The organism is Vibrio natriegens NBRC 15636 = ATCC 14048 = DSM 759, assembly GCF_035621455.1.
GTDB lineage: Bacteria > Pseudomonadota > Gammaproteobacteria > Enterobacterales > Vibrionaceae > Vibrio > Vibrio natriegens.
Genome location: NZ_CP141822.1, coordinates 2,090,400 through 2,116,709 on the forward strand (window position 1 = coordinate 2,090,400; position 26,310 = coordinate 2,116,709).

Annotated in this window: 19 protein-coding genes; 8 read left to right on the forward strand and 11 right to left on the reverse strand. The window is 44.8% G+C overall.

Annotation, left to right across the window (positions count from 1 at the left end; genetic code table 11):
* Positions 1-248: 248 nt before the first annotated feature.
* Both rne and VER99_RS09455 read left to right on the forward strand, forming a co-directional pair.
* Positions 249-3,332: a ribonuclease E gene (rne, locus tag VER99_RS09450; RefSeq protein ID WP_020335647.1), complete on the forward strand. Its 3,084-nt coding sequence runs from the start codon at positions 249-251 to the stop codon at positions 3,330-3,332.
* A gap of 323 nt (positions 3,333-3,655) precedes the next feature.
* Positions 3,656-5,215: a SulP family inorganic anion transporter gene (locus VER99_RS09455; protein WP_014232500.1), complete on the forward strand. Its 1,560-nt coding sequence runs from the start codon at positions 3,656-3,658 to the stop codon at positions 5,213-5,215.
* A 235-nt stretch (positions 5,216-5,450) separates the two neighbouring features.
* Here VER99_RS09455 and VER99_RS09460 read toward each other — a convergent pair whose 3' ends face one another.
* Positions 5,451-5,900 carry a low molecular weight protein-tyrosine-phosphatase gene (locus tag VER99_RS09460; RefSeq protein ID WP_024372815.1) on the reverse strand — a complete coding sequence of 150 codons (450 nt, stop codon included), beginning with the start codon at positions 5,898-5,900 and terminating at the stop codon, positions 5,451-5,453.
* A gap of 122 nt (positions 5,901-6,022) precedes the next feature.
* On the opposite strand from VER99_RS09460, the gene cobO reads away from it, so the two are divergent.
* Positions 6,023-6,628 carry a cob(I)yrinic acid a,c-diamide adenosyltransferase gene (cobO, locus tag VER99_RS09465; RefSeq protein ID WP_014232502.1) on the forward strand — a complete coding sequence of 202 codons (606 nt, stop codon included), beginning with the start codon at positions 6,023-6,025 and terminating at the stop codon, positions 6,626-6,628.
* Between the two features lie 66 nt (positions 6,629-6,694).
* Here the strand turns inward: cobO and VER99_RS09470 are convergent, their stop codons facing one another.
* The 3 genes from VER99_RS09470 to apbC all read right to left on the reverse strand — a co-directional run bounded on the left by VER99_RS09470 (position 6,695) and on the right by apbC (position 10,868).
* The gene (locus VER99_RS09470; RefSeq protein WP_020335649.1) at positions 6,695-8,770 is read right to left on the reverse strand and encodes an AsmA family protein; all 2,076 of its coding nucleotides are present in this window, start codon (positions 8,768-8,770) and stop codon (positions 6,695-6,697) included.
* Between the two features lie 188 nt (positions 8,771-8,958).
* Complete coding sequence (gene udk / locus VER99_RS09475; RefSeq protein ID WP_014232504.1) at positions 8,959-9,600, reverse strand: uridine kinase; 642 nt, start codon at positions 9,598-9,600, stop codon at positions 8,959-8,961.
* Between the two features lie 191 nt (positions 9,601-9,791).
* Positions 9,792-10,868 carry an iron-sulfur cluster carrier protein ApbC gene (gene apbC / locus VER99_RS09480; RefSeq protein WP_020335651.1) on the reverse strand — a complete coding sequence of 359 codons (1,077 nt, stop codon included), beginning with the start codon at positions 10,866-10,868 and terminating at the stop codon, positions 9,792-9,794.
* Between the two features lie 161 nt (positions 10,869-11,029).
* On the opposite strand from apbC, the gene metG reads away from it, so the two are divergent.
* Positions 11,030-13,105, forward strand: coding sequence for a methionine--tRNA ligase (gene metG, locus VER99_RS09485; protein ID WP_014232506.1), 2,076 nt, complete (start codon positions 11,030-11,032; stop codon positions 13,103-13,105).
* A 214-nt stretch (positions 13,106-13,319) separates the two neighbouring features.
* Complete coding sequence (locus VER99_RS09490; protein WP_020335652.1) at positions 13,320-14,126, forward strand: hypothetical protein; 807 nt, start codon at positions 13,320-13,322, stop codon at positions 14,124-14,126.
* 80 nt (positions 14,127-14,206) lie between these two features.
* Here the strand turns inward: VER99_RS09490 and fadR are convergent, their stop codons facing one another.
* Positions 14,207-15,046 carry a fatty acid metabolism transcriptional regulator FadR gene (fadR, locus tag VER99_RS09495; RefSeq protein WP_014232508.1) on the reverse strand — a complete coding sequence of 280 codons (840 nt, stop codon included), beginning with the start codon at positions 15,044-15,046 and terminating at the stop codon, positions 14,207-14,209.
* 641 nt (positions 15,047-15,687) lie between these two features.
* Between fadR and nhaB the strand changes: the two genes are divergently transcribed.
* Both nhaB and dsbB read left to right on the forward strand, forming a co-directional pair.
* Entirely contained in the window at positions 15,688-17,274 is a 1,587-nt protein-coding gene (nhaB, locus tag VER99_RS09500) for a Na(+)/H(+) antiporter NhaB (protein WP_014232509.1), read from the forward strand.
* An 82-nt stretch (positions 17,275-17,356) separates the two neighbouring features.
* On the forward strand, positions 17,357-17,893 hold the full coding sequence (gene dsbB / locus VER99_RS09505; RefSeq protein WP_024372816.1) for a disulfide bond formation protein DsbB: 537 nt from the start codon (positions 17,357-17,359) through the stop codon (positions 17,891-17,893).
* Positions 17,894-17,971: 78 nt separating this feature from the next.
* On the opposite strand, the gene VER99_RS09510 is transcribed toward dsbB, so the two are convergent.
* Positions 17,972-18,580, reverse strand: coding sequence for an SEC-C metal-binding domain-containing protein (locus VER99_RS09510; RefSeq protein ID WP_020335656.1), 609 nt, complete (start codon positions 18,578-18,580; stop codon positions 17,972-17,974).
* A 169-nt stretch (positions 18,581-18,749) separates the two neighbouring features.
* Here VER99_RS09510 and dusC point away from each other — a divergent pair, with 169 nt between their 5' ends.
* Positions 18,750-19,718 (forward strand): tRNA dihydrouridine(16) synthase DusC, encoded by a 969-nt coding sequence (dusC, locus tag VER99_RS09515; RefSeq protein WP_020335657.1) that lies wholly within the window; start codon positions 18,750-18,752, stop codon positions 19,716-19,718.
* Between the two features lie 49 nt (positions 19,719-19,767).
* Here dusC and VER99_RS09520 read toward each other — a convergent pair whose 3' ends face one another.
* From VER99_RS09520 to VER99_RS09540, 5 genes are all read right to left on the reverse strand, one after another.
* Entirely contained in the window at positions 19,768-21,231 is a 1,464-nt protein-coding gene (locus tag VER99_RS09520; protein ID WP_020335658.1) for a sensor domain-containing diguanylate cyclase, read from the reverse strand.
* A gap of 77 nt (positions 21,232-21,308) precedes the next feature.
* On the reverse strand, positions 21,309-23,135 hold the full coding sequence (gene malZ, locus VER99_RS09525; protein ID WP_020335659.1) for a maltodextrin glucosidase: 1,827 nt from the start codon (positions 23,133-23,135) through the stop codon (positions 21,309-21,311).
* Positions 23,136-23,291: 156 nt separating this feature from the next.
* Positions 23,292-24,086, reverse strand: a complete 795-nt coding sequence (locus VER99_RS09530) for an ABC transporter ATP-binding protein (protein ID WP_020335660.1) — start codon at positions 24,084-24,086, stop codon at positions 23,292-23,294.
* Entirely contained in the window at positions 24,083-25,018 is a 936-nt protein-coding gene (locus VER99_RS09535; protein ID WP_020335661.1) for an ABC transporter permease, read from the reverse strand. The genes VER99_RS09530 and VER99_RS09535 overlap by 4 nt, the downstream gene beginning before the upstream one ends.
* A gap of 232 nt (positions 25,019-25,250) precedes the next feature.
* A complete protein-coding gene (locus tag VER99_RS09540) occupies positions 25,251-26,216 on the reverse strand; it encodes an ABC transporter substrate-binding protein (protein WP_014232517.1) in 966 nt (321 codons plus the stop codon).
* Between the last annotated feature and the right edge of the window lie 94 nt (positions 26,217-26,310).

Sequence of the window (26,310 nt, forward strand, 5' to 3'; positions counted from 1 at the left end):
TTCAACACACTTGCCACCCTACTCCTCGCATATTCACGTTGAGTACCTACCGCCCTAATAGCGGGTCACAAGTCTGCGTTTCCGACAGAAACCTAAAGAGATTTGTGATAACTGAAGTGCCCTAGAGCATCCCCTTCCAGCCGGGAGGCTGCAAAATATAAGTCATGGGATCAGGCACCGTGGAAAAGCGACCAAACAGTGGCAAGTCGACAAGAAAGATATAAAAGAAAAGACAACGAGAATTTTCAATGAAAAGAATGTTAATTAACGCAACTCAAAAAGAAGAGTTGCGTGTCGCTCTGGTTGATGGCCAGCGACTTTTCGATCTTGATATCGAGAGTCCAGGACATGAATCAAAAAAAGCGAATATCTACAAAGGACGTATCACACGTATTGAACCAAGCTTAGAGGCCGCATTCGTCGATTACGGTGCTGAGCGTCACGGTTTCCTCCCTCTCAAAGAAATTGCCCGCGAATATTTTCCAGAAGGTTACACCTACCAAGGCCGTCCAAGCATTAAAGAAGTGCTGACAGAAGGCCAGGAAGTAATTGTACAAGTGGAAAAAGAGGAACGTGGTAGCAAGGGCGCAGCTCTGACTACTTTCATTTCTCTAGCAGGTAGCTACCTTGTTCTTATGCCTAATAACCCTCGTGCTGGCGGTATCTCTCGCCGTATCGAAGGTGACGAGCGTACTCAACTAAAAGCTGCATTAAGCACATTAGAACTGCCACAAGGCATGGGTCTGATCGTGCGTACCGCAGGTGTTGGTAAGAGTGCAGAAGAACTTGAATGGGATTTGAACGTACTACTAAACCACTGGGGTGCGATCAAAGATGCATCAGACTCTAACCCTGCTCCATTCCTGATCCACCAGGAAAGTAACGTTATTGTTCGCGCAATTCGTGACTATCTACGTCGTGATATTGGTGAAATCCTCATCGATAGCAACACCATTTATGAGCGTGCAAAAGCGCACATTCAATTGGTTCGCCCAGATTTTATTAACCGAGTTAAGAAATACGACGGCGAAGTGCCACTGTTCAGCCACTACCAAATCGAAAGCCAGATTGAATCTGCTTTCCAACGTGAAGTGCGCCTGCCATCTGGTGGTTCAATTGTTATCGACCCAACAGAAGCATTGACTTCTATCGATATCAACTCTGCTCGCGCAACTAAAGGCGGAGATATCGAAGAGACAGCACTGAACACTAACTTAGAAGCAGCCGATGAGATCGCTCGTCAGCTACGTCTACGTGACCTAGGTGGTCTGGTTGTTATCGACTTTATCGACATGACACCTGTTCGCCACCAGCGTGAAGTAGAAAACCGTCTACGTGAAGCTGTTCGTTTAGACCGTGCTCGCGTACAAATTGGTCGTATCTCTCGTTTCGGTTTGTTGGAGATGTCTCGTCAACGTTTGAGCCCTTCTCTTGCAGAAGCGAGCCACCACATTTGTCCACGTTGTAGTGGTACGGGTGTTGTTCGTGACAACGAATCTCTAGCGCTTTCTGTTCTTCGTCTAATCGAAGAGGAAGCACTAAAAGACAATACTGCGCAAGTATTGGCTGTCGTCCCAGTGCCAATCGCCTCTTACCTATTGAACGAAAAACGTCGTTCGGTTAACCACATCGAACGCATTCAAGAAGTGAAAATCACGGTTGTTCCTAACTCTGATATGGAAACACCGCACTTCGAAGTGATTCGTGTCCGTGAAGGCGAAGAATTTGATCTGATTTCTTACCTACTTCCTAAGAAACTGGAAGCGTTGAAAGAAGCAGAAGGTAAAGATCCTGTAGAAACGGACATCAAACCTAAACGACTAGAAGAACCAGTACTTAAGGGCTTTGCTGCACCTTCACAATCTGCACCTGCTCCAGCTTCTAAGCCAGCACCAGTGGCGAAGAAGAAGGAAAGCGATGAAGTGAAGAAAGAAGCTTCGCCTGGTCTGTTTAGCCGTTTATTCAAAGCGCTTGGTAGCTTCTTATTCGGCGGTTCTCAAGAAGTAAAAGAAGAGCCTAAGCAACAAGAAGAGAAAAAGCCTAGTCGCGACAACAAGCGTAACAAGCGAGATCGCAACGATCGCCGTCGTGGTAATCAACGTGATAACCGCGATAATCGAGATAACCGCGATAACCGTCGCCGCCGTAAGCCTCGCGACGAGCAAGCTACTGAGCAGAATGATACTCAGCAGCAACAAGCAGCTGGCCAAGCAACCGGCAATAAACCGCAAAACCGTAACCAGAAGCGTAAGCCTAAAGCTCAACAAGCAGAAAATGCTCAAGAACAAAAAGCGAATGCAAAAGTAGCGGAAAAAGGCCTTCAACTTGCAGCCGAAGCTCGTTCTGAAACAAAACCTGAAAGCAGCAAAGCGAAACCAAACGCTAACGCTAATGCTAAAGCAGAAAAAGTTAAAGAACGTCGCCAACGTCGTAAACTAAACAAATCTGTTCGCGTTAAAGATCAGCAGGCTGCTGAGCAAGCTGAAGAAACACTAGTTAAAGCTACTGAATCTGTTGAAGCACCAGTAGAGAAACCAGTAGTAGAAGCAGTAGAAACTCAGCAAGAAAACAAGCAAGCCGAGTCTAAACAACGTCGTAATCGTCGTTCACCGCGTCACCTTCGTGCAAGTGGTCAACGCCGTCGTCGTGGTCGCGATCGTCGTCCTAACCCATTCCGCCTACGCAAAGGTGGTGTTGCCTCTCCAGAGATGGCAATGGGTAAAGTGATGCCACGTTACATTCCAAAACCAGCGCCTAAGAAGGAAGAGCAAGTTAAGGAAGAAGCAGTAGTCGCTGCAGTACCGGCAATGCAAGGTGGTTTCGCTTGTCCTGAGATGGCAATGGGTAAAGTGATTATCCGCCGCGAACTGCCAGTCGTTGCAGAGCCTAAAGCTCAAGAACCGGTTAAAGTTGAAGCGCCTGTTGTTGAACCAGTGTTTACTGAACCTACTGTTGTTGAGCAAGCACCTGCGACACCAATCGTTGAAGAAAAGGCACCTGTTGTTGAAGTAACTGAACCAGTGACAGAAACGACAACAGAGCAACCTGTAGAACCAGTAGTTGAAGCTGTTGCCGAAACCATTGAAACGGTAGAAGAGGTGAAAACACCAGCTCCTGCTGAAGTTCAAGAGATTGTCGTGGACTTGACCAAAGCGGTCGCTAAGCCAAACGCAAGTGCACCAATGACAAAAGCTCCGGGTCCTCAAGAGCTGCGTGAAATTGAAGTTGCTGCGGCGCCATTTAAAGCTGACCGCTACCAGCCTAAAGGCGCTGGTAGTCAAGTAGCGAAAAACCGAGCTTCTGCAGCGATGACTAAACCAAACTTCAACTAGTTTTGAGTTAGTAATTAGCTGAAAAGCAAATAAAAAGGCTGCCAAATGGCAGCCTTTTTTACTTTCCGCTGAATCAACTTTCATTGTTCAATTTAATATCAATGACCGATCACAATTGTGGGTCAATATACGTGTCATTCTTGAACTTAATCACACTTTTCGGTAGCATTCGCCGACTAAAGTTTTCGACACCATTCTAATGCCACTCCTTTACTACTCCGATTTACACTGAGTGAGCGGATGACAAACCCACCTCTCAGTGGCTTGTGCAAATAAGAATATGTGTCGGGATAAACTCATCTCAACGAGAACTTAAAACAAACATGTTCGAATTTCCGCAATTTTCAAAGCACTCTGTAAAAAATGATGTGCTCTCAGGTTTGACCGTAGCGTTAGCATTGGTTCCTGAAGCAGTCGCATTCGCATTCGTTGCTGGTGTAGACCCAATGGTTGGTCTTTACGCTGCATTTATCGTTGGCTTGATCACTTCTATCTTTGGTGGTCGCCCAGGCATGATTTCCGGTGCAACAGGCGCAATGGCCGTTGTAATGGTATCTCTTGTTGCCAGCCACGGTGTCCAATACCTATTCGCAGCAATTATGCTCGCGGGTATTCTTCAGGTTGCCGCTGGTCTGTTCAAGTTAGGTAAGTTTATCCGAATCGTTCCTCACCCAGTGATGATCGGCTTCGTAAACGGCTTAGCTATCGTTATCTTCCTGGCTCAACTTGGCCAATTTAAAGCGCCTGACATCAACGGCATTTTGACTTGGTTACCACAAGACCAGATGATGCTAATGCTTGGTTTGGTTGCACTGACAATGGCAATCATTCATTTCTTACCTAAAATCACAACAGCAGTACCATCTTCGCTGGTCGCTATCGTAACGGTTACCGCGCTAGTGGTTGGTTTGGATCTTGAAACCCGTACCGTCGTTGACTTCTTGCGCACAATGTCTGGTGATGAAGCAGCAACCCTAGCGGGCTCTCTGCCAACATTCTCTATTCCAATGGTGCCATTCACGCTTGAAACTCTGCAAATCATCTTGCCTTACGCGATTATTTTGGCTGCAATCGGTCTGATCGAGTCACTATTGACGCTGACAGTATTGGATGAAATGACAAACACACGCGGCCAATCTAACCGCGAATGTATTGGCCAAGGCATGGCTAACATGACTTGTTCCGTATTCGGTGCGATGGGTGGTTGTGCGATGATTGGTCAATCGATGATCAACGTAAACTCAGGTGGCCGTGGTCGTCTTTCTGGTATCGTTGCCGCAGTTGCGTTGTTGATGTTTATTCTGTTCGCATCGTCGTTGATCGAGATGATTCCTCTCGCTGCACTTGTTGGTGTAATGTTTATGGTTGTCATCGGTACATTCGAATGGGCGACATTTAAACTGGCGCGCCGCGTACCAAAACAGGACTTCTTCGTTATCGTACTGGTTACTGTTGTGACCGTACTTACCGATCTGGCTGTTGCTGTAGGCGTCGGTGTTATCGCTTCTGCGCTGATGTTTGCCTGGCAGCATGCTAAGCACATCTACGCTGACACATGTCTGAACGAAGAAGGTTCAAAAGAATACAAAATCCATGGCCCTATCTTCTTTGGTTCTGCAGCGAACTTCCTTGAACTGTTCAATGCGCAAGACGACCCGAAAGATATCATTGTCGACTTTGCTGACTCACGAGTGACTGACCACTCGGCGATAGAAGCGATTGAAACGTTGGCAGAACGCTACGCGGTGCTTGGCAAGACACTTCATCTTCGCCACTTAAGCCCGGATTGCCGTAAACTTCTCGATAAAGCGGGCAGTCTGGTAGAAATCAATGTTAAAGAAGACCCTAGCTACAAAGTTGCAACCGACTTGTTAGCCGGCTAATAGCATTGATAAGTAAATAGCAAAAGGGATGAGTCGAACTCATCCCTTTTTTATTTGGTTGGATATTATACCAATCGTAGCAAATAACTGGTCATTATAGCGTGTTAAAATACTCGATAACTGCGTTATCATTTTTGATTGTAGAATAGCTACTTGTCGAAAAATTCTGCCTTGTTCTCAAGCATTTTCCCTACGCTACTTCTGATCACTTACTTACTGTGATTGCTATTAGAAGTTACAACTTCTTCAGAATGACTTCTGATGCCTCTTCAATTAAATCCAACACCAACTCGAAGCCATCGTCTCCACCATAGTATGGGTCAGGAATTTCGTCATAGCAGGAATCAGAGTGGCTGAGAAACAATGAGAGTTTATGACGGTGCTCAACAGGACAAATATCCAAAAGATCGGCTAAATTGGCTTTGTCTGCCGCCAATACCATATCAAAGTACTCGAAGTCTTCACTTTTGACCTGACGCGCTTTCATACCTTTAAAAGAGTAGCCTCGCAGTTTACCTGCCGCCATCGCGCGCGTGTCTGGTGAATTTCCTGCGTGATAACCAATTGTCCCTGCGGAATCAACCTCTACCGTAACACCAAGCTCTTTTGCTTTCGCTCTCATTACCGCCTCTCCGGTCGGTGAACGACAAATATTTCCCATACAAACAACGAGTATTCTCTTCATTTTATTCCCTGAATTATCGGTGGTTTTTCTGAATCACTTGTTGATCTATCATAGCGACATAATACGACTAGCCCAAGTTAACACCGAACCTTGGGTGTAATAAAAGGAATTGAGGTACTGATATGTCTATCGAAGAAAATAAAGAAGCCCGTCACAAGGCTCGCCAACAGAAAGTGAAAGAACAGGTAGACGCTAAAATCGCGGCCGCCCAAGAAGAAAAAGGCCTGCTCCTGATTATTACAGGAAATGGCAAAGGTAAATCAACGTCTGGCTTTGGCACTGTTGCTCGTGCTGTAGGGCACGGTTTGAATTGCGCTGTAGCTCAATTTATTAAAGGCACTTGGGATAACGGTGAACGTAACCTGCTTGAGAAATTAGGTGTTGAATTTCAAGTTATGGCGACAGGCTTTACCTGGGAAACGCAAAACAAAGCGGCAGACACTGAAGCTGCGCAATTGGTCTGGCAAGAGTGTAAGCGCATGCTGCAAGACGAATCGCTCGATGTCGTTCTGTTTGACGAACTGACTTACATGGTGAGTTACGGCTACATAGATTTAGACGAGGTTGTAGAAGCTCTCAACAATCGCCCTAAAATGCAGTCCGTTGTCATCACAGGACGTGGCGCGCATCGTACATTGATTGAAATGGCCGACACCGTATCTGAAGTGAAAAACGTGAAACACGCTTTCGAGTCCGGCGTAAAAGCCTTGAAAGGTGTCGATTGGTAGTTTGACGACTAGCCATAAAAATAAAAAGGGTTGGCGATATGCCAACCCTTTACGTATTGAATGAAGTTAGTTAAACAAGTTTTTTAATAAACCATCAACCGCTTCTTTAGTCTTTTCGTCTTTGATCTTGTCCGTCAGTTTCTCTACACCACGGTCAATCTCTTTTTGTGCTTTTTGTTTCAACACATCATCGAATACCAGTTTGAATTTAGGGTCTGACCACTTACCAGACACATTGATTGGTATCGTAATGTCTTTCAGCTCATCGATATTCTTACCACCTTGCCCTTCTAACGTGCCGACAATTGACGTACTGATAGTGAAATCGACGGTTTCGTTCAGGTAATTTGCCTTACCATTACCACGCACACGAAGCAGTGGTGACTGCGCCTTCATATCATCCGTGGATACCACGCCTTTGTTTAGCTTCAACGTCGCTGTCATTGCACTGAAGTCCGTTTTCTTCACTTCCTTCGTGCTTTCAACCGACTGACCTTTGAATTTTGCGTAGTTTTCTCGAATTAACTGTGCCACGTTAATGCCATGAACAGCACCATCAGCAAAGTTAATCGCCACTGTACCCACTAGGTTCTGTTTGATACCAGTCGGTGTCAGGCTGCTACCTTTGACATTGACGTCTATATTACCGGTACCTTCCAACTTATCATTGTCTGCAACATCCACTAATAACGGCTGTACTTTCACACCTTTAATCGTACTCGTCGCAATGTATGTCGCTGGCGTTTTACGAACATCCAATTGTGCTTTCGCGTTAATCGTACCTTGATAGAGTTTCGAGCTGAATGAAATGAGCTCAGCTACGCCACGGTTGACCGTAAAGCTTGCCTTCACGGCCTCCATTTTTGCGTTTGCCGCTTTGAAGTTGTCTATCGTGATGTCACCTTTAACATCCAGTGTCTTCAGTGCTGACAAATCAGGTTCTACTTCAGGACCTGTTTGGCTGGCTTCGCTAGTTGATGCCGATTTGTCACCAGATTGTTGGTTTAGCCCCAGGAATTCATCCAAATCAATATTTGGACTATGCAGCGCAAAACGAACTTTCGGGATATCGCTCAAAGTCACATCCGCTTTGCCGTCTAGCTCGATAGCATTTGCTGTGAGCTTCTCCAACACAAAACTCAAGTGGCTTTTGTTCAGATCAAAAGACAAATCAGACAACATATCCACCTTCATTGGTGATTGAGGCAAAGTCTCACCTTCAAAAGTCGATTTAAGTGATAACTTGTCTAATTGTACTTTGCTGATCGCGTTGTCGATACTGAGCTGAGCGGCGCCTTGCATGTCCAACTTCATATCCGCAGCACTGCCTTTCAGGGCATAGCTAAGGTTATTAACGGTATCAAATGCAAAAGTATCCAAAGTGATGTTAGCCGATTCGATGTTGTTGCTTGGATCAGCGTAAGTGGCATCAAACTTGATGTTCTTTAGCTTGTAACTTGCAAGACCTTTAGCTAATTTAAAGTCCGCCTGACCTTGAGCGGTGAACTTCTGGTCATTCATCTCACCTTTTATACCGAAATCTGCTGTCGTCCAATTGTCAAAAGCAAATTCAGAAAGGTTGAGAGAAATATCATACAGCTTAGTGTAGCTGTCAGCTTGCTTGTCCTGAATCTCTAAAGAACCATTAGATACGGTGACACCAGCAAGGTTGATCGCCCAATCAGAACCTGACTGTTGAGTTTCTGTGCTCTGTTCCGATGCAGCACTATCCGTTTGTTGCGACTGTTGCGCTTTTGTCAGAGCATCAATGTTTTTGCTGCCATCCTGCTTGGTTTCAAGATAAAACTCGGCACCATCAAGTGTGACATTGCCAATTTCCAACTGCTTGCTGAACAACGGAGTAACCGACACATCTACGCTCACGGTATCCACTTTGAACAGATTTGGCTGACTGAAGCCTTGTGGATTTCTTAGCTCCGTACGACCTAGCTCAAGACCAATGGACGGGAAGAATTGCCAGCTAAGATCCCCTTCTATCACTAACTCCAATCCCGTTTGTTTTTGGGCTTGTTCAACGATAAGGGGTTTAAATTGATTAGGGTTTACAAAAATAGTTAAAGCGAGAATCGCCCCAACAACTAGCACAACTGGTATTGCAATAATTAAGAGCAGTTTCTTCATTTGTTTATCCTTGCTCGTGTGTTTTTAAATTCATAATAGTTGAATTGTTCTATCGCTGACAGTTCCGTGAAAGCGTTAATTTATCCTTTATTGTAGTGCAACTGATTAATTTAAAAACAAAAAAAAGAAGTAACACCTAAGGTGCCACTTCTTTTTACAAAAATAAAGCGATATAGCTGTTTAGAGGCTTATGCTTTCAAAAGTCTTGCAATATGAGCTTTAAGTACGTCAATCGCGATGCGGTTTTTACCACCACGAGGAACAATGATATCCGCATATTGCTTAGAAGGTTCGATAAACTGCATGAACATCGGACGCACTGTCTGTTGATATTGCTTTAGAACGGATTCCATTGTTCGGCCACGCTCTTCAACATCGCGCTTAACACGACGAAGCAGACAGATATCTAACGGCGTATCCATAAATACTGTCGCGTGCATTAGGTCACGTAAGCGAGGATCAGTAAGAAGAAGAATGCCTTCTAGAATAATGACCTTTTTAGGCGTCAATGTAGTGGTGTGACTTGTTCTGGTGTGCTCAGTGTAGCTGTACTCAGGTACTTCTACTGCTTCACCGCGAACCAACTTCTCAAGGTGCTCACACAGCAGATCGTGGTCTAACGCACTCGGGTGGTCATAGTTAGTCTTTACTCGATCTTCCATGCTTAGGTGGCTTTGGTCGTTGTAGTAGCAATCTTCCGTGATGACACCGATTTGATGATCGCCTACTTTTTCGCGAAGCTCATTGTAAATGGTGCTCGCGATCAGACTTTTTCCAGAAGCAGAAGCGCCAGCAATACCTACGATGACGCAATGATTATTATCAGACATTAATTTGCACCCGATGATGATTTCTAGTGACATAAAAAGGTAAACCGCGTGATTATAGGGAGTTCACCTCTTAGTTACTAGCTGGAATTGGAGTTTAGTTGTAAGTTTCTAACGACCCGAAGGATTAACCTCCGGGCAAACGTTAAAATGCGCAACTTTCAACCACAAAACTTAACAAACTTAGTTAAGAATTAATTCACCATTGTAAAACTGATTGCATCTGGCTTGGCTTTGCCTTGCCAATACATCGTGCTGCATACACGATCTGCTAGCTGTTTATAATAGCCTGCATGCTCACTGTCTGGTCTTCTCGCAACCGTTGGGACCCCAGCATCAATGTCTTCTCGCATGGTGATATGCAATGGGATTTGGCCTAACAGCGCTAAACCAAACTCCTGACACATTTTCTCAGCGCCACCCATACCAAAGATATGCTCAGTTGCTCCACATTGGCTACAGATGTGGTAGCTCATATTTTCAACCACACCCACAACAGGAACGTTCACTTTGTTAAACATTGCTGCACCTTTACGTGCATCAGCCAATGCCAGGTCTTGTGGTGTCGTCACCAACACTGTTCCTGTTACTGGAATTTGCTGTGACAACGTAAGCTGTATATCCCCGGTACCTGGCGGCATGTCGATAACCAAGTAGTCCAACTCAGGCCAGTCGGTCTCGGTAAGCAATTGAGACAATGCTTTCGAGGCCATAGGACCACGCCAAATCGCCGCTTCAGACTTGTCCACGAGATAACCAATAGAATGAGTATAGATCCCATGAGCCAAAATAGGCTCCATCCATTTTGAATCACGAACTTCTGGTTTAGCATCTTCTTGACCAAGCATCATAGGGACCGAAGGACCATAAATGTCAGCATCCAGCAGACCAACTTTTGCACCGGATTGAGCAATCGCCAACGCTAAGTTTACTGCTGTGGTTGATTTACCTACGCCACCTTTGGCCGAACTGACCGCAATGATATTTTTTACGCCTTTAACGCTATTGGTCACGTGGGTTTCCAGCGCTTTAACACTCAATTCAACTTGAAACGCAAACTCAGGCACAGCCCCGGAGCTTTGCTGCTGCGTAACCCATTGGTGTAGCGAAGTTTTAAGCTCATTACTTGCAAATGGCAAAGTAATATCAACACCACCTTGTGCGGTTATCGTTACGACACCATTAATATCTGACCAATTTTCCACCAGCAGTGGGTGTTGAAATTGATTAAACCAATCACAAAAATCTTGTTTTGAAGTGAACTGATGCATACGCCCTCCTTTTGAGTCCCATGCTACCACCGACCTATCGTAATCAGAACCCCAAAAAAACTAAGGCATTCCGCAGTTTGACACCTTGGAGTTAGTGAGCTCATGCGGTAGTATTATCCATCAAAAATCTTTATACCTATCAAGAAAAGCGAATATTAAGTATGGCAAACGATCCAAGACCTCTTTCTTCAAGAAAAATGCTGGTAACTTGTGCCCTTCCGTACGCTAACGGTTCGATCCACCTTGGCCACATGCTTGAGCATATCCAAGCGGACATTTGGGTTCGTTACCAACGCCTACGCGGCAACACTGTAAACTTCATCTGTGCTGACGATGCTCACGGCACGCCAATCATGCTTAAAGCGCAACAGATGGGTATTACTCCTGAAGAGATGATTGCCGCAGTTAGCGAAGAGCATCAAAAAGACTTTGCTGGCTTTGATATCAGCTTTGATAACTACCACAGCACGCACTCAGAAGAGAACCGCGAGCTGGCTTCGCATATCTACCTTGAGCTGAAGAAAAACGGCTTTATCTCTAGCCGCACTATTTCTCAGCTATTCGATCCAGAAAAAGAAATGTTCCTACCGGACCGTTTTGTAAAAGGTACGTGCCCTAAATGTAAGTCTGAAGACCAGTACGGTGACAACTGCGACAACTGTGGTGAGACCTACAGCCCGACCGAGCTGATCAATCCTAAATCTGCCGTTTCTGGTGCAACTCCAGTAATGAAAGATTCTGAGCACTTCTTCTTCGACCTGCCTCAGTTTGAAAGCATGCTAAAAGAGTGGACTCGCTCTGGCTCTCTACAATCTGAAACCGCAAACAAGATGCAAGAGTGGTTTGAATCTGGCCTGCAACAATGGGACATCTCGCGTGATGCGCCTTACTTTGGTTTCGAGATCCCAGGTGAGAAAAACAAGTTCTTCTACGTATGGCTAGACGCACCTATCGGCTACATGGGTTCTTTCAAAAACCTATGTGACAAGCGCGATGATCTAGACTTCGACGAGTACTGGAATAAAGACAGCTCAGCTGAACTGTACCACTTCATCGGTAAAGACATTGTTTACTTCCACAGCCTATTCTGGCCAGCAATGCTAGACGGTTCTGGCTTCCGCAAGCCGAACAACGTATTCGTACACGGTTACGTAACAGTAAACGGCGCGAAAATGTCTAAGTCTAAAGGTACCTTCGTCAAAGCGAGCACTTACCTAGAGCACCTAGACCCAGAGTGTCTGCGTTACTACTACGCTGCGAAGCTAAACAGCCGTATCGATGACCTGGATCTTAACCTTGAAGACTTCACTCAGCGCGTAAACGCTGACGTTGTGAACAAGATCGTTAACCTGGCATCACGTAACGCTGGCTTCATTGCAAAACGTTTTGAAGGCAAACTGTCTGACAACTTTGCAGAGCCTGAGCTGTACAACGAGTTCGTTGCTGCGGCTGATCGTATCGCTGAGCTTTACGAAACGCGTGAATTTGGTCGTGCAATCCGTGAAATCACTGCGCTAGCAGACAAAGCAAACCAATATGTTGACGAAAAAGCACCATGGGTTGTAGCGAAGGAAGAAGGCAAAGATCAGGAACTACAAGAAATCTGTTCTGTGGGTATCAACCTGTTCCGCGTGCTAATGACTTACCTAAAACCAGTAATGCCAGCACTTGCTGCACGTACTGAAGCGTTCCTAAACCAAGAACTGACTTGGGAAAACATCGCTGCGCCGCTAACAGGTCACGAAATCACTAAGTTCAAAGCACTGTTCAACCGTATTGATCCTAAGAACATCGAAGCGATGATCGAAGCGTCAAAAGAAGATGCGGCGGCAGAAATGGCGGCGAAAGAGAAAGCCGAAGCAGAAAAGAACAAGGCTAGCCAAACTGAACTAGACAAAGATCCAATCGCAGAAGAGATTGAGTTCGACGCTTTTGCTGCAGTGGATATGCGTATCGCTCGAATCATCTCTTGTGAAGAAGTGCCAAAAGCAAACAAACTGCTTAAATTCCAGCTAGATATCGGTGGTGAAACTCGCCAAGTGTTCTCTGGCATCAAGTCAGCGTACAAACCTGAAGAGCTAGAAGGCAAGCTAACGGTAATGGTAGCAAATCTCAAACCTCGTAAGATGAAGTTTGGTATGTCAGAAGGCATGATCCTAGCTGCGGGCCCTGGTGGCAGCGACCTATGGATCCTTGAGCCACACGAAGGCGCTCAACCTGGCATGCGCGTAATGTAATCATTAACGCGTTAAAGCTAACGACCTTGATAAATCCCCGCCAAACTGGTGGGGATTTTTTGATCAATTTCACAATACTGTGCATTTATCGCACCAAAAACGAGCAAAAATAACAATATAGGTCTATCTGGCCCTGTTTATATGCACCATTGGTTGGGAATAATTTTTGCATGACTACCTTAGCTAGGTCTTAAGAACTAACAAGGAGTTAGTCATGTTTGTTTTGATTTCGACATTACTGTCTATAGTAATTCTCGCTGGTATTTACCACCTCTCATCTAAACGAGAGCAGCAACATGCAAGTAAATATCAGTTACTAACACTACTACGTGATGTAGTGCACCTACTTCGTCGTCACCGTGCCGCGACACACTACTCTATTCAATTCAACAAAAATAAAGAACAGGAAATAGAGGATCTTAATCAGGCTTTGACTCAGAAACTGTATCTTCTTGTGGAATCATCTCGCTCAGAAAACAAGCCTATGTATCGAGTCTTGCAGATAAACGTAAACAAAATGCTTGAGCAGTGGCAAGACAACAGTGTGGCTCGTAATCAGATGGAACATGGTAAGCTAATCCGTCACTGCCTGTTCTTAATGGATGAAGTCACCATAGCTTGGCTAGCTATTGAGCAAAGAGACGAACTCCATGACGAGTACCATATTAGCTGGCAGGCCATCATTGATAATCTCGAAACACTCACTCAGTTACGAATTTGTATCAGAGATTTTGATGATGTGTCCGATCAGGAGCGTTTAAAGAATACGGCTGCTATTATGCTTCGTAAGCTCAATCAATTAGCCGTAATCGCCCCACTCAGTATAGCGTCACCAGTCGCGGTGCGTTCTATACAGGCTCTCCACGACTATGTTGAAGATAGAGTCACAGGGCTGACCGAAGAGGAGCTATACAATATTACCTCGGATTTATCGTTGACGATTTTTAATACGTACGACCATGTACTTTCAACGATAGTTGAAGATCTTTACTTACCTCTTCCCAGACTCACACTAGCGTAATCAACACCACTGAAAAGAAGACAATAAAAAACCGCAGACTAAGTCTGCGGCTTTTCAGAACCAAGAGTAAGTATTAAAACTTAGCTATCATCTTCGGTAAAGCTAGTTGGTAACTGCTTCTTCATTTCGTTCCAGATCAACGCGCTTTCGATACCGTAGTGACGAATAACAACTGGAAGCTGATCACGCTCCGCATTTTCACACGTTTCCAGAAGCTGACGGTAGAATTTCAACGCCAACTCGCGTGAAGCCGGATTCGAGAAGTAGTAGCTGCCGACACGGTCATACAGCTTTTTCAATCCGTTAAAGATAAGACCGTAAATCTGGTTGCCAGAATGGAATGCTAAACGCTGGAACAACATATAGTCGTAGAAGTTGAACGTTTTAGCGATAAGGATCTCTTGTCGCTTCGCCTCGTCTTTTTCGTTCTCTTCTTTAACGTTCTGCAGCACCTTGTCTGCATACGGAGAAGAGGCGATAAATTCATCCCAAGACGGGGCATTCATAAGCGCTTCACAAGACTCAATCACGTTCTTGATCGTACGCTCAGAGCTTTCTTTATTCATCTTGAACGCGTAACGCATGAAGATTGGGCTGATGTTGGTGCGTGCTGCAAGCAGATCTTCTACAATATTCGTTGCGTTATCGACATCCAGGGTCATCAACGTATCCAAAATATGCAGACCTGACGTCTCCATGAATTGGTTTACTTTTGTTGGTTTGCCATGCTGGATAGTCAACCATCCATCACGTGCTAATCGTTGAAGAACCTCTCGCAGCGTCGTGCGCGTAACACCGATCAGTTCAGACAGCTCACGCTCAGCAGGTAAAATTGAGCCCGGAGGAAAACGGCCGTTCCAAATGCTCTCGATAATGTACTTTTCTGCAAATCCAGCAGGGCTTTTCGCCTTTATGACCATTCTACGTTTTATCCAATATTGATTTTTGAGGGTCGATACTACTCATCATACCACTAGTTAACGGTTTGAGAAAACTAACGAAGAACATTTGAAATACCCTACAAGTAGAGCAAAAACTCTACATGTAGTCTCAATAGTGAATCATCATTAACGTACCTATAACAAGTAAAACCAACATTTTACTTAAAAAGTACTAGTCATAATTTCCCTGAAAGTAACGAAACTTTCGTCACATTTTTATATTCAGAATATGAAAAATTAATTTGTATCCACTCAATAAATTTCTCAGTTAAATTATATTTTTTCGTATCTAGTCATCATTTAGAATCCCAAAAGGAGTTTTCTAAAACTTTCATGATATAATAATGCACGTTCGCTCGCGCTCTTACATTAAAAAAGTTGTTTAAGTCAGAAGCCTTAAGCTTTGTTATTGACTAATAAAAACCTGCGTGTAGAGTTTGCGATCGAAAGTGAGCGGTGCTTAAGTTCAAAGGAAGTAACTTGGCAAGACTACAATAAAACAAAGGATTGTTGTTTTACTAAGTTACTGTTTTAAAAGACTAGCTAATAAGTCTAACAAACAAGTACTTATGCACTATTTCGTAGTGTCTATTCATAAATTTATTATAAAGAGATTTATCATGCCGATATCGCTCGGAAACGCTTTTATCAAGAACTTTCTAGGTAAAGCGCCTGATTGGTACAAAGTTGCCATTATAGCCTTCTTAATAATTAACCCTCTTGTTTTCTTTTTTGTCAGTCCATTTATTGCAGGTTGGTTGCTGGTCGCTGAATTTATTTTCACGCTAGCAATGGCATTAAAATGCTATCCACTACAACCGGGTGGTTTACTAGCAATAGAAGCCATAGCAATTGGGATGACTAGCCCTGCACAAGTGAAGCATGAATTGGTAGCGAATATTGAAGTGTTACTACTTCTAATATTCATGGTTGCTGGCATTTACTTCATGAAACACCTCCTGCTGTTTATTTTTACCAAAATATTACTTGGCATTCGCTCAAAAACGCTATTGTCACTCGCATTCTGTTTTGCTGCGGCATTTTTGTCCGCGTTCTTGGATGCACTGACCGTTATCGCCGTTGTTATCAGTGTTGCAGTGGGCTTCTACTCGATATACCACAAAGTGGCTTCAGGAAACCCTATTGGTGACCATGACCATACACAAGATGACACCATCACCGAACTGACTCGTGATGACTTAGAAAACTACCGCGCATTTTTACGTTCATTGCTAATGCACGCAGGTGTGGGTACTGCACTTGGCGGTGTTACCACTATGGTTGGTGAACCTCAGAACCTGATTATTGCCGACCAAGCGGGTTGGTTTTTTGGCGAATTCCTGATTCGTATGTCGCCAGTTACGTTGCCAGTACTCTTCTGTGGCCTCATTACTTGTGCGCTCGTAGAAAAACTAAAAGTCTTTGGATATGGCTCAAAACTGCCAAACAATGTTCGCCAAATTCTCGTGGACTACGACCGCGAAGAGCGTAAAACTCGAACCAAACAAGATGTGGCGAAGCTATGGGTGCAGGGCTTTATCGCTGTATGGCTAATTGTGGCTCTCGCACTACACTTAGCGGCAGTTGGTCTGATTGGTCTGTCGGTGATTATTCTTGCGACCTCGTTTACTGGTGTTATTGATGAGCACTCGATGGGTAAAGCGTTTGAAGAAGCTCTACCTTTTACCTCCCTACTTGCGGTGTTCTTCTCTATCGTTGCCGTCATCATCGACCAACAGCTATTTAAACCCGTTATTGATGCCGTACTTGCTGTAGAAGACAAAGGGACACAGCTCGCTCTGTTCTATGTCGCCAACGGCTTACTATCCATGGTTTCGGACAACGTGTTTGTTGGTACGGTTTACATTAACGAAGTGAAAACCGCTCTTGTTGAAGGCTTGATTACTCGTGAGCAGTTCGATTTGCTGGCTGTGGCTATCAACACAGGTACTAACCTGCCTTCAGTTGCAACGCCAAACGGACAAGCAGCGTTTCTATTCTTGCTGACTTCAGCACTTGCACCACTTATTCGCCTTTCTTATGGTCGAATGGTTATCATGGCATTGCCTTATACCGTAGTGTTGGCAATTGTAGGTCTGATGGGGATTATGTTCTTCTTAGAACCAGCAACCGCGTCTTTCTACGAAGCGGGCTGGATAACTCTGCACAATGTTGATTTAACTCCAGCAGTATCTGGCGGACATTAATATTTAAGTTGATTAAGAAACTTATACACGATAAAAAGCTCTGAGTAATCAGAGCTTTTTATTTTCAGACAGGATTGAAACCGTGAATATTTTTAGATCACTAAACCAGTTTTCCAAGGGGCGCTTATCTTGGATGCTTCTTCTCTTGTTTATCATTTTCTTTGAAGCATGTGCCCTCTACTTTCAGCATGTCATGATGTTGGCACCGTGCGTAATGTGTATTTACGAGCGAGTGGCTATGCTGGGCATAGGCGGAGCTGCAATTATCGGATTTATTTCACCGAGTAACCCACTCTTCCGATGGCTAGGTCTTATCGCATGGGGACTTAGTGCCTACAAAGGCTTGTTGCTTGCGCTACAGCACGTCGATTATCAGTTCAATCCATCGCCATTTGCTACCTGTGACGTATTCGTGACTTTCCCAAGCTGGGCACCGCTGAACCAGTGGGCACCTTGGATGTTTGAAGCCTATGGCGATTGTTCTGAGATTGTGTGGCAGTTCTTAACGCTATCCATGCCACAATGGTTAGCCGTTATTTTTGCAGGTAATCTGGTCTTTCTCGCTCTGGTCGTGATTGCTCAGTTTTTCCCAGCAAGACGTAAGAACCCAATTCTTTAAAACATAAACCCAAATAACGATAAAGCCGACCTCGTGGTCGGCTTTATTAATCTTAGGTATTAAATCAGAGCAACCTGATTACTTACCACAACACTGCTTGAATTTTTTGCCACTCTCACATGGGCAAGGATCGTTACGACCCACACCTTTAAATGGATTGAGACTCTTTGCTTTGTTCCCAACCATGAGCTCGTCTGCACCCAATGCCGCCTCACTGATCATCAAGTCAAGTTGATCAATCAAATCACTCAGCGCCGGCGGGTTCTCGATACCCGCATCACGCATCTGTTGTTGAGTCGTAGATTCATCGATCGCTAGCATCATCGTCGTGAGCAAAGCTTGCAGCATGCGCTGTAAACCGTCATTGAGCTCGGTACCTTGCCACTGTTCTTCAATCATCGGCCAAACCGACATGAATCCTTCCGCGAAATCAGCCAGTTGCTCGAGATTATTGTCTGTAAGAGCAAGTACTGAATACTCGTTACGCAGAATGCGGTTGTGCTGCTTGTGAATCTGCTCTTCAATCACAGGTTGAATGGCTTTAAAGTCACCGCCTAGTAGCGGCTCTAACCAAGTCTCTGGTGCCAAGGGCTTAGTGGTCAGGTTTGCAGCTAACACAGCCCCTTCAATAAATAGTGAAGATTCATCTAGTTGAACCTCACCCTTTTCAATCAATGTATATTGCATGACATCTGGTTTCCCATAAATTTGCCGGCATTATACCCCAGAGCTTTAACTCAAGTAACCTCGGCATACCGGTTTGATAAGTTTGCACGCTTCGAGTCTTTTAATGACAAACTAGGCTTACATCGCTACAATCGCCCTCCTTTTATCACCAAACTGTACTAGGCAAACTATGCGAGTTGTATTAGGCCCAATGGAAGGCGTTTTAGACCATTTGATGCGCCAAATTTTGACCGAAATAAACGACTATGATCTCTGCGTGACTGAATTCGTTCGAGTTATCGATCAGTTATTACCGGATCACGTATTCCATCGTTTGTGTCCGGAGCTTCTGCAAGGGTCTCAAACTGCATCTGGTGTACCAGTACATGTTCAATTGTTAGGTCAAGAACCAAACTGGATGGCCGAGAACGCTATCAAAGCGGCTGAGCTTGGCGCTCGTGGTATCGATATCAACTTTGGCTGCCCTGCAAAAATGGTGAACAAAAGTAAAGGTGGCGCAGCACTTCTTCAACATCCAGAGTTGATTCACCAAGTCGTAAAAGCATGCCGTGAAGCGGTTCCTGAAAACATCCCGGTTAGCGCGAAAATACGCCTGGGTTGGGAAAACCCTGAAGATTGCTTTGAAATTGTCGATGCGATCCAGTCGGCCGGTGCAAATGAACTAACGGTCCACGCTCGCACAAAGCAAGGCGGCTATAAAGCATCGGAGATCAAATGGGAATACATTACGAAGATCCGCGAGCGATTCTCTATTCCATTAATTGCTAATGGGGAAATCTGGAACCACGAAGATGGTCAACGCTGCATTGAAACCACAGGTGTTGATTCCCTGATGGTTTGCCGAGGCGCATTTAACATTCCAAATTTAGGCAATATGGTTAAACACAACCACCAGCCTATGTCCTGGCCGGAAGTAGTTGAATTGCTGATTTACTACTCTAAGTTCGAAATGAAAGGCGACAAAGGGCTGTACTACCCGAACCGAGTTAAACAATGGTTCGCTTATTTGCGTCAATCTTACCCAGAAGCACAAGATTTGTTCCGTGAAATCCGCACCTTTAATAAAGCCGCACCCATCGTTGAACATATTCAACGATATCGCGATGAATTGGTGCAAGCGACATCAAAAGTGGCTTAAGTCTTTAAACATTCAAAAGGGCGACAATTCGCCCTTTTTTACATCCATTTCAGCACGCATAACAAATTTGATTTTTTCCGCTATGCTTTGCCTGATACAACTTTTCATCCGCCGCTTTAAACAACTCATCAAAGCTTTTATCTCCGCCTTCTGAACAGAAAACAACGCCTCCTGACACGGTGAATCCACTGCTAGTGACACGCGTCGAGCGCTCTACGATGGTTTTTCTTACTCGTTCGAGTATCCTCATCATCGACTCACTGTCTTCGCCATATATCGCTAACACAAACTCTTCGCCTCCAAAACGAGAGGCCACATCGGTATGGCGTATATTCTCACGTATACACTTAGCGACAAGTTGAATGGCAATATCACCCACATCGTGACCGTAATTGTCATTAATTGCTTTGAAGTTATCGATATCAAAAACCGCTAATGCAACCTTCTGTTTGGTCATTTTATTGCGCCAAACCGCTTCCATCCCTCGACGGTTCAATAACCCGGTCATCGGGTCTTTTGCAGCAAGATCTTTAAAATAACGTCGTTCAGTGTGCATATTGACGTAAAAAATCACGATAGTGCACAGAACATAAATAAACAGCGCGACAATAATGCTGTACTTTTGTAACACGACTAAGTTTTTAATCTCGCTCCACAAATCGTACTCATAATAAAGGCTATGATTGGCGCTCAAACGCTCTAGATCAATGGGTTTAATTCGAACGGCATTGTTAGGAAGCGCTTCAATGTTCGAAACTAAATGCAACTTGCCCGCAAAACGCGCCGAGCTGTTAAGCAATAAATCCAAATTAAAGTCGATAGACAACGCACCTTGGTGAACACCGTTCTCATAGTAAGGCACTGCCAATGTAATAACTTTCCCTTGCATCGAATCTAGGATTGGCCCCGGCCCAGCTAAAGTAATATTAACCTTGTCCTGAGCGGTTTTTTGCCAGAATGGACGTGCCTTCAATGTTAATAAAAGCTCTTTTGTGACGTTCTTCGCGTAGGTGTCAGGCGACGAAATAATGTATCCGCGCTTATCAATGTAATGGATGCCAACTATGTGAGGCTCTATATCATGAAGAAAAGACAGCGATGGTGCGAAGCCCGCTTTTTGTTCTGCTAATTTGTTAATTTCAGAGCCTTTTTCACACAATTTCTCAATACCCACAAGCATGTAATCAAGCTCGGACGGCGGATTACCTTCATCAACTTCTTGTACCCGAGACATTTGAATGGGCCAAATGTAGCAAAAGCCGTCTTTCACTAAGTAACTATGACCGCCAGATAATGGGTTCTCTTTATTGGTAAAGTTACTGAAACTGTAATCAAGTGCAGTGAGAACCTTCATACCGCGAACGATCGCACGCTCAATCCGCGCATACTCGCTATCTAAGTTGCGGTTAACCGCATCGTAATAGTTTTTGGCACTGACAAGTAACACCACAACAAATAAAGTAAGCGGGAAAAAAATAACAAATGAGTTGCTAAAACGTCTTTTATTAAACATTCAGTACCATAAGTAAGAGGATGGATGTTGATGTGAACGAACATATTCAACCATTTTAATAAAGGTGGACGACAGTGTCACTTTAGCCGCCATATTTTACCGCTCTCCGCAGGAAGATTAATGCTAAGGCTATTCTTAAAGTTAATGACTTCACGATCATCCAATATGTTGTGCAAGCTTTTCGCACTCAGACCTAACTGCCATAGTGGTAGCTCAATACTCACTGCTTTTTCACTGGTGTTGATTGCAACAATGACCGCTTCGTCTTTCAACTGTCTCGCATATACCAACGCGTCATTATGGCAATAAAGCCATTGAATACTGCCGGATTGTAGGCATTTGAACTTTTTACGAATCTCTATCCAGCGTCGATAAATACCCAACCATTCAGAGTTCGCCACTTCATGCCAAGGGAAACAACGTCGGTTATCAGGATCTAATCCGCCTTCCAGCCCAACTTCGCTGCCGTAATAAATGCAAGGTGTACCGACATAAGTCATTAACAAAGTCAGAGCGATATGCATTTTGTCTTCGCTACGGCTTACAAGAGTGATGAATCGCGCCGTATCATGGCTATCAAGTTGATTGAGTTGGGATAGCTGGTTCGCAAATGGAATCTTCGTTCTTGCTTCATCTAACCACTCTTTGAACTCTAATGCATTGATCTGGATAGGATCGTACATGATATCTTGCTTGGCAATAAATGCTCTTACGGGATGAGCAAAGCCGTAATAATTCATTGCTCCATCTTCTTGATCACCCTGTAGCCACTGAGTTGCCTCAAAAAAATGTTCTCCAAGGACATAGGCATTCGGGTTCACCGACTTTGTCGCTTTACGGAACGCTTCGACGTAATGAGCGTTATTTTTTGCTCCTTCTCCCTCTCCGAGCATATGAATCACATCAAAGCGCCAGCCATCAACTGAGTAAGGGGCTTTTAGCCAGTGTTTGATCACCGCGTGTTTGCCTTGATAAATGTAATCCCGCACCTCTTTGTTCTCGAAGTTCAACACTGGTAAACTGCTGATACCTTTCCAGCCGATGTAATGATTGCTGTCATCGTCAAAGAAATAGTAATTGCGATACTTCGAGGCCGGATGGCCATATGCCCCATCACCTTCCATTTTCACATCAAACCAAGGATGGTGAACTGAAGTGTGATTAAATACTGCATCCAAAACAATTTTCATTTGCTTAGAACGTATCTTGTTGCACAACTGAGCAAACTGCTCATTGCTTCCAAACATTGGGTCTATGTTGAAATAGTCAGTGGTGTCGTATTTATGGTTACTCGGCGAGCGGAAGACCGGATTGAAATACAAAGCTGTCACGCCCAGATTTTCAAGATAATCCAGCTTCTGCTCAACGCCGCACAGGTCACCACCAAAAAACTCTTTGGCTCCGGTATTCTGGTGCTCCCCAACCGCTTCCCCCCATGACTTTACTATCGCTTCAGGATTGTATTCGCCATAGGCTTGTCGAATCGATTTTTCATCCTTACTTGGAGCAAAACGGTCTGGAAAAATTTGGTAGAAGATCTGCTGTTGTACCCATGTAGGTGGCTGGTTATTCACATTCAATTTAAAGTGAAACTCTTTTGGCGGAATACGCGACTGTACGCCCCTTCCATCCAGCCAAAACTGCTGCTCGCCCAGAACGAGCTTAAATACGTAGTGAGAGACATCTCGGTCTTTATTAGGGGCAAAGGTTGCTTTCCAGAGTTTTAGTTCTCCTGAAGTTCCCGCCGGATGCATTTCAGTCAGATATTCTTCGTTGTCAGGCTCGGAGCGAACATAGACACGATCAAAATCCAGGCTCTCCGTCTTAAGCGTGACCGTTATAGCTTCTTCGTTGAAAGAAAGACCATCCAACGTCTGACTGTGGAAAATGAAAGGAAGGGTCATAGCAAATATTCCTGTAGCGGGCATATGCGATGACTTTACTATAGCAAGAATAAAAATCCTCCTTGTGAAACGGTCCGTTAGTCACGTTTCTCAAGGAGGATCACGTTCGGTAGGTATCATTAACCATAACCGAAGTCAGGTAACGTACTGTGCTGACTAATTGAGTAACAAACTATCGTCGGACAGTTCTTCACCACGTACTTTCGAGAACATTTCCAGCAAATCTGGTACCTGCATATTTGCTCTTTGTTCCCCTGCTACATCCAGCACAATTTCCCCCTGATGAAGCATCACGGTTCTGTCACCACAAGCCAATGCATCTTTCATTGAGTGGGTAACCATCATCACGGTTAAATTAAACTCGTTCACGATACGTTTGGTCAGATCAATAACAAAAGCAGCCATACGCGGGTCAAGCGCCGCCGTGTGTTCATCGAGTAGCAGCAGCTTACTTTCCGACAAGGTTGCCATTACCAAACTCACCGCTTGGCGTTGACCACCGGACAACAAGCCAATGCTATCCCCCAGCCTATCTTCTAACCCCAAACCAAGAATACTGATTCGGTCTTGGAACAATTTTCGGCGCTGGGATGAGAGTGCGAGTCCCCAACCACGCTTTTTGCCACGCATGTAAGCCAGTGCCATGTTTTCTTCAATGGTTAATTCGCCACAAGTACCAGCCAATGGGTCCTGAAAGACCCGCGCACATTGAGTCGCACGCTGAGCCACGGTTTGTCGGGTCACGTCTTTACCATCGATAATCACTTGCCCGCCAATCATCGGGGTTTCACCAGTCGTAGCACCAAGCAACGTCGATTTACCAGCACCATTAGAACCAATGACGGTAAGAAACTGATGTTCAGGCACCTCTAGAGATACCCCTTTTAACGCTCGGTTCTCCAGAATAGTTCCAGGGTTGAACGTCACTTGGATATTATTGAGTTCAATCATAATGTCTCCCCTGAACCTTTTTTAGATGCTGCCTGTTTAGCATCTGAAACTCGTTGTTTCGCTTTCATGCGCTGTTTTAGTTTTGGTGCTATCAATGCGACCGCAACCAGCACAGCAGTAACAAGGTTTAGATCGGATGCCTGCAAGCCAAACATTCCAGAGCTCAAAGCAAACGCGACGGCAAGACGGTAAAGAACAGAACCAACGATAACGGCTAACACTGCCACCCAAATCTTGCGCCCAGGGATCAAGGTCTGACCTAAAATCACCGCAGCTAAGCCGACCACAATGGTACCAACCCCAGATGTTACGTCGGCAAAGCTGTTAGTCTGTGCAAACAGTGCGCCGGCAAAGCCAACGAAACCATTGGATAACGCCAAGCCAAAGAAGGTGTAAAAACCTGTGCTGGCACCTTGAGCAGAAACCATTCGGGCGTTGACGCCAGTTGCTCTTAGACCAAGGCCAAAGTCACTGTTGAGCAAACGAACCACAAAAAATGCTGATAATAAAACTAGCACCCCAACCACAAGTGGACGCACGAACATTGAGTCGCCCATCGCTTCAAACGGTGTCAGGATCGTATCTTCGCCGAGTAGCGCCATATTGGGCTTACCCATAATACGAATATTGATGGAAAAGGCGGCGATCATGGTAAGAATTGAGGCCAAAAGGTGCAAAATACCGCAGCGGACAGCCAGAAACGCGGTAACCCAGCCCGTCATAGCGCCGGCTATAATCGCCATACCTGTGGCTACCCAAGGATTAATTCCAGCCACAATTGCTGTCGCGGCAACTGCAGCTCCCATTGGGAAACTGCCATCAACACTTAGATCGGGAAAATCGAGTACACGAAACGTGAGGTATACGCCCAAAGCGACCAGCCCATAAATCAAGCCAATCTCAAGAGCGCCAAAAAATGCAAATGCAGACATAAAACGGCTCCTTTCTGCATGTTCAGATCAATATCGGGATCTGAAAGTAAGACTTCTCACTTCAGTCAGGACGAACTTATCAACTCAAACTCAAGTTTGTTCGAACAAGGTATAGCTTCGCTCAGAGGTTTAAACATTCTTTGGAGAAGTAATAAGCCAATGACATGACTTATTACTTTCGCCAATGCGGTTAACTTGATCGAATGAGTTGAATACGCCCCAAAAAAGCGACTTATTGCATGCTTGTTGCACGTTCTACGACTGAACTCGGTATTTGAATACCTAGCTTAGAAGCAGCATCTTGATTGATCACCAAGTCAGAACCTGTTGCGACTTTTACGTCTAGTTTGCCCGGTTCCTGACCATCAAGAATCGCCGCGACATAATCCGCGGTTTGAACACCCACTTGGTAGTAGTCAAAGCCAAGGCCAGCGATCGCGCCTTTTTCAACATAAGATGTGGCACCACCAAATACTGGCGTCTTAGACTGGTTCGCAGCAACGATCATACCTTCGATTGCACTTGCCACTGTGTTGTCTGTCGGTGCGTAAATAATGTCAGATTTTGCAGAAATAGCCTGAGTCGCAGATTGTACGTCGGCACTTTTCAGAGCCGTTGCTTCTACAACTTCAATCCCTTTCGCTGCTGCGCTCACTTTTAGAAGTTCGACCAGGGTTACCGCATTGGCTTCACCTGGATTGAAGACAACACCGATACTTTTCACTTGAGGCAGGATCTCTTGGATAAGCTCAACATGCTGGGCAACTGGCGACAAGTCAGAAAGTCCAGTCACATTCTGACCAGGCTGTTCCATGGTTTTAACCAGTTTTGCACCAACTGGGTCCGTTACCGCAGTAAAAACAACTGGGATAGAGCGCGTTGCAGAGACAAGAGCTTGCGCAGATGGCGTCGCGATACCGACTAAAACATCTGGGCTTTCACCAACAAACTGACGAGCAATCTGAACCGCGATAGCAGGGTTACCTTGTGCCGTTTTGTAGTCAAACTCTAGGTTTTTACCTTGTTCATACCCTTTCGCCTTCAAGCCGTCTAAGAGTCCCTGACGGGCAGCATCTAATGCTGGATGTTCCACAATTTGTGAAACCGCAACAGTCGCTGTATTAGCAATAGCACCAGCAGAAGAAAGAACGGCAGTCGCAGATAAAATTGCGGTGGCAAGTAAACGTTTCGTTATCATCATAACTCCTTGATGTGTCTTCGTCCTTGTTCTGCGAACATTCACCTTTTGGTGTACGCTCGCAAGCCCCAAAATGGGAAGGCGTTTTTTGTTG

Bases quoted from the DNA above. Each gene is read 5' to 3' on its own strand.
- rne (WP_020335647.1), top strand. From the start codon at position 249: ATGAAAAGAATGTTAATTAACGCAACTCAAAAAGAAGAGTTGCGTGTC.
- VER99_RS09455 (WP_014232500.1), top strand. From the start codon at position 3,656: ATGTTCGAATTTCCGCAATTTTCAAAGCACTCTGTAAAAAATGATGTG.
- VER99_RS09460 (WP_024372815.1), bottom strand. From the start codon at position 5,900: ATGAAGAGAATACTCGTTGTTTGTATGGGAAATATTTGTCGTTCACCG.
- cobO (WP_014232502.1), top strand. From the start codon at position 6,023: ATGTCTATCGAAGAAAATAAAGAAGCCCGTCACAAGGCTCGCCAACAG.
- VER99_RS09470 (WP_020335649.1), bottom strand. From the start codon at position 8,770: ATGAAGAAACTGCTCTTAATTATTGCAATACCAGTTGTGCTAGTTGTT.
- udk (WP_014232504.1), bottom strand. From the start codon at position 9,600: ATGTCTGATAATAATCATTGCGTCATCGTAGGTATTGCTGGCGCTTCT.
- apbC (WP_020335651.1), bottom strand. From the start codon at position 10,868: ATGCATCAGTTCACTTCAAAACAAGATTTTTGTGATTGGTTTAATCAA.
- metG (WP_014232506.1), top strand. From the start codon at position 11,030: ATGGCAAACGATCCAAGACCTCTTTCTTCAAGAAAAATGCTGGTAACT.
- VER99_RS09490 (WP_020335652.1), top strand. From the start codon at position 13,320: ATGTTTGTTTTGATTTCGACATTACTGTCTATAGTAATTCTCGCTGGT.
- fadR (WP_014232508.1), bottom strand. From the start codon at position 15,046: ATGGTCATAAAGGCGAAAAGCCCTGCTGGATTTGCAGAAAAGTACATT.
- nhaB (WP_014232509.1), top strand. From the start codon at position 15,688: ATGCCGATATCGCTCGGAAACGCTTTTATCAAGAACTTTCTAGGTAAA.
- VER99_RS09510 (WP_020335656.1), bottom strand. From the start codon at position 18,580: ATGCAATATACATTGATTGAAAAGGGTGAGGTTCAACTAGATGAATCT.
- dusC (WP_020335657.1), top strand. From the start codon at position 18,750: ATGCGAGTTGTATTAGGCCCAATGGAAGGCGTTTTAGACCATTTGATG.
- VER99_RS09520 (WP_020335658.1), bottom strand. From the start codon at position 21,231: ATGTTTAATAAAAGACGTTTTAGCAACTCATTTGTTATTTTTTTCCCG.
- malZ (WP_020335659.1), bottom strand. From the start codon at position 23,135: ATGACCCTTCCTTTCATTTTCCACAGTCAGACGTTGGATGGTCTTTCT.
- VER99_RS09530 (WP_020335660.1), bottom strand. From the start codon at position 24,086: ATGATTGAACTCAATAATATCCAAGTGACGTTCAACCCTGGAACTATT.
- VER99_RS09535 (WP_020335661.1), bottom strand. From the start codon at position 25,018: ATGTCTGCATTTGCATTTTTTGGCGCTCTTGAGATTGGCTTGATTTAT.
- VER99_RS09540 (WP_014232517.1), bottom strand. From the start codon at position 26,216: ATGATAACGAAACGTTTACTTGCCACCGCAATTTTATCTGCGACTGCC.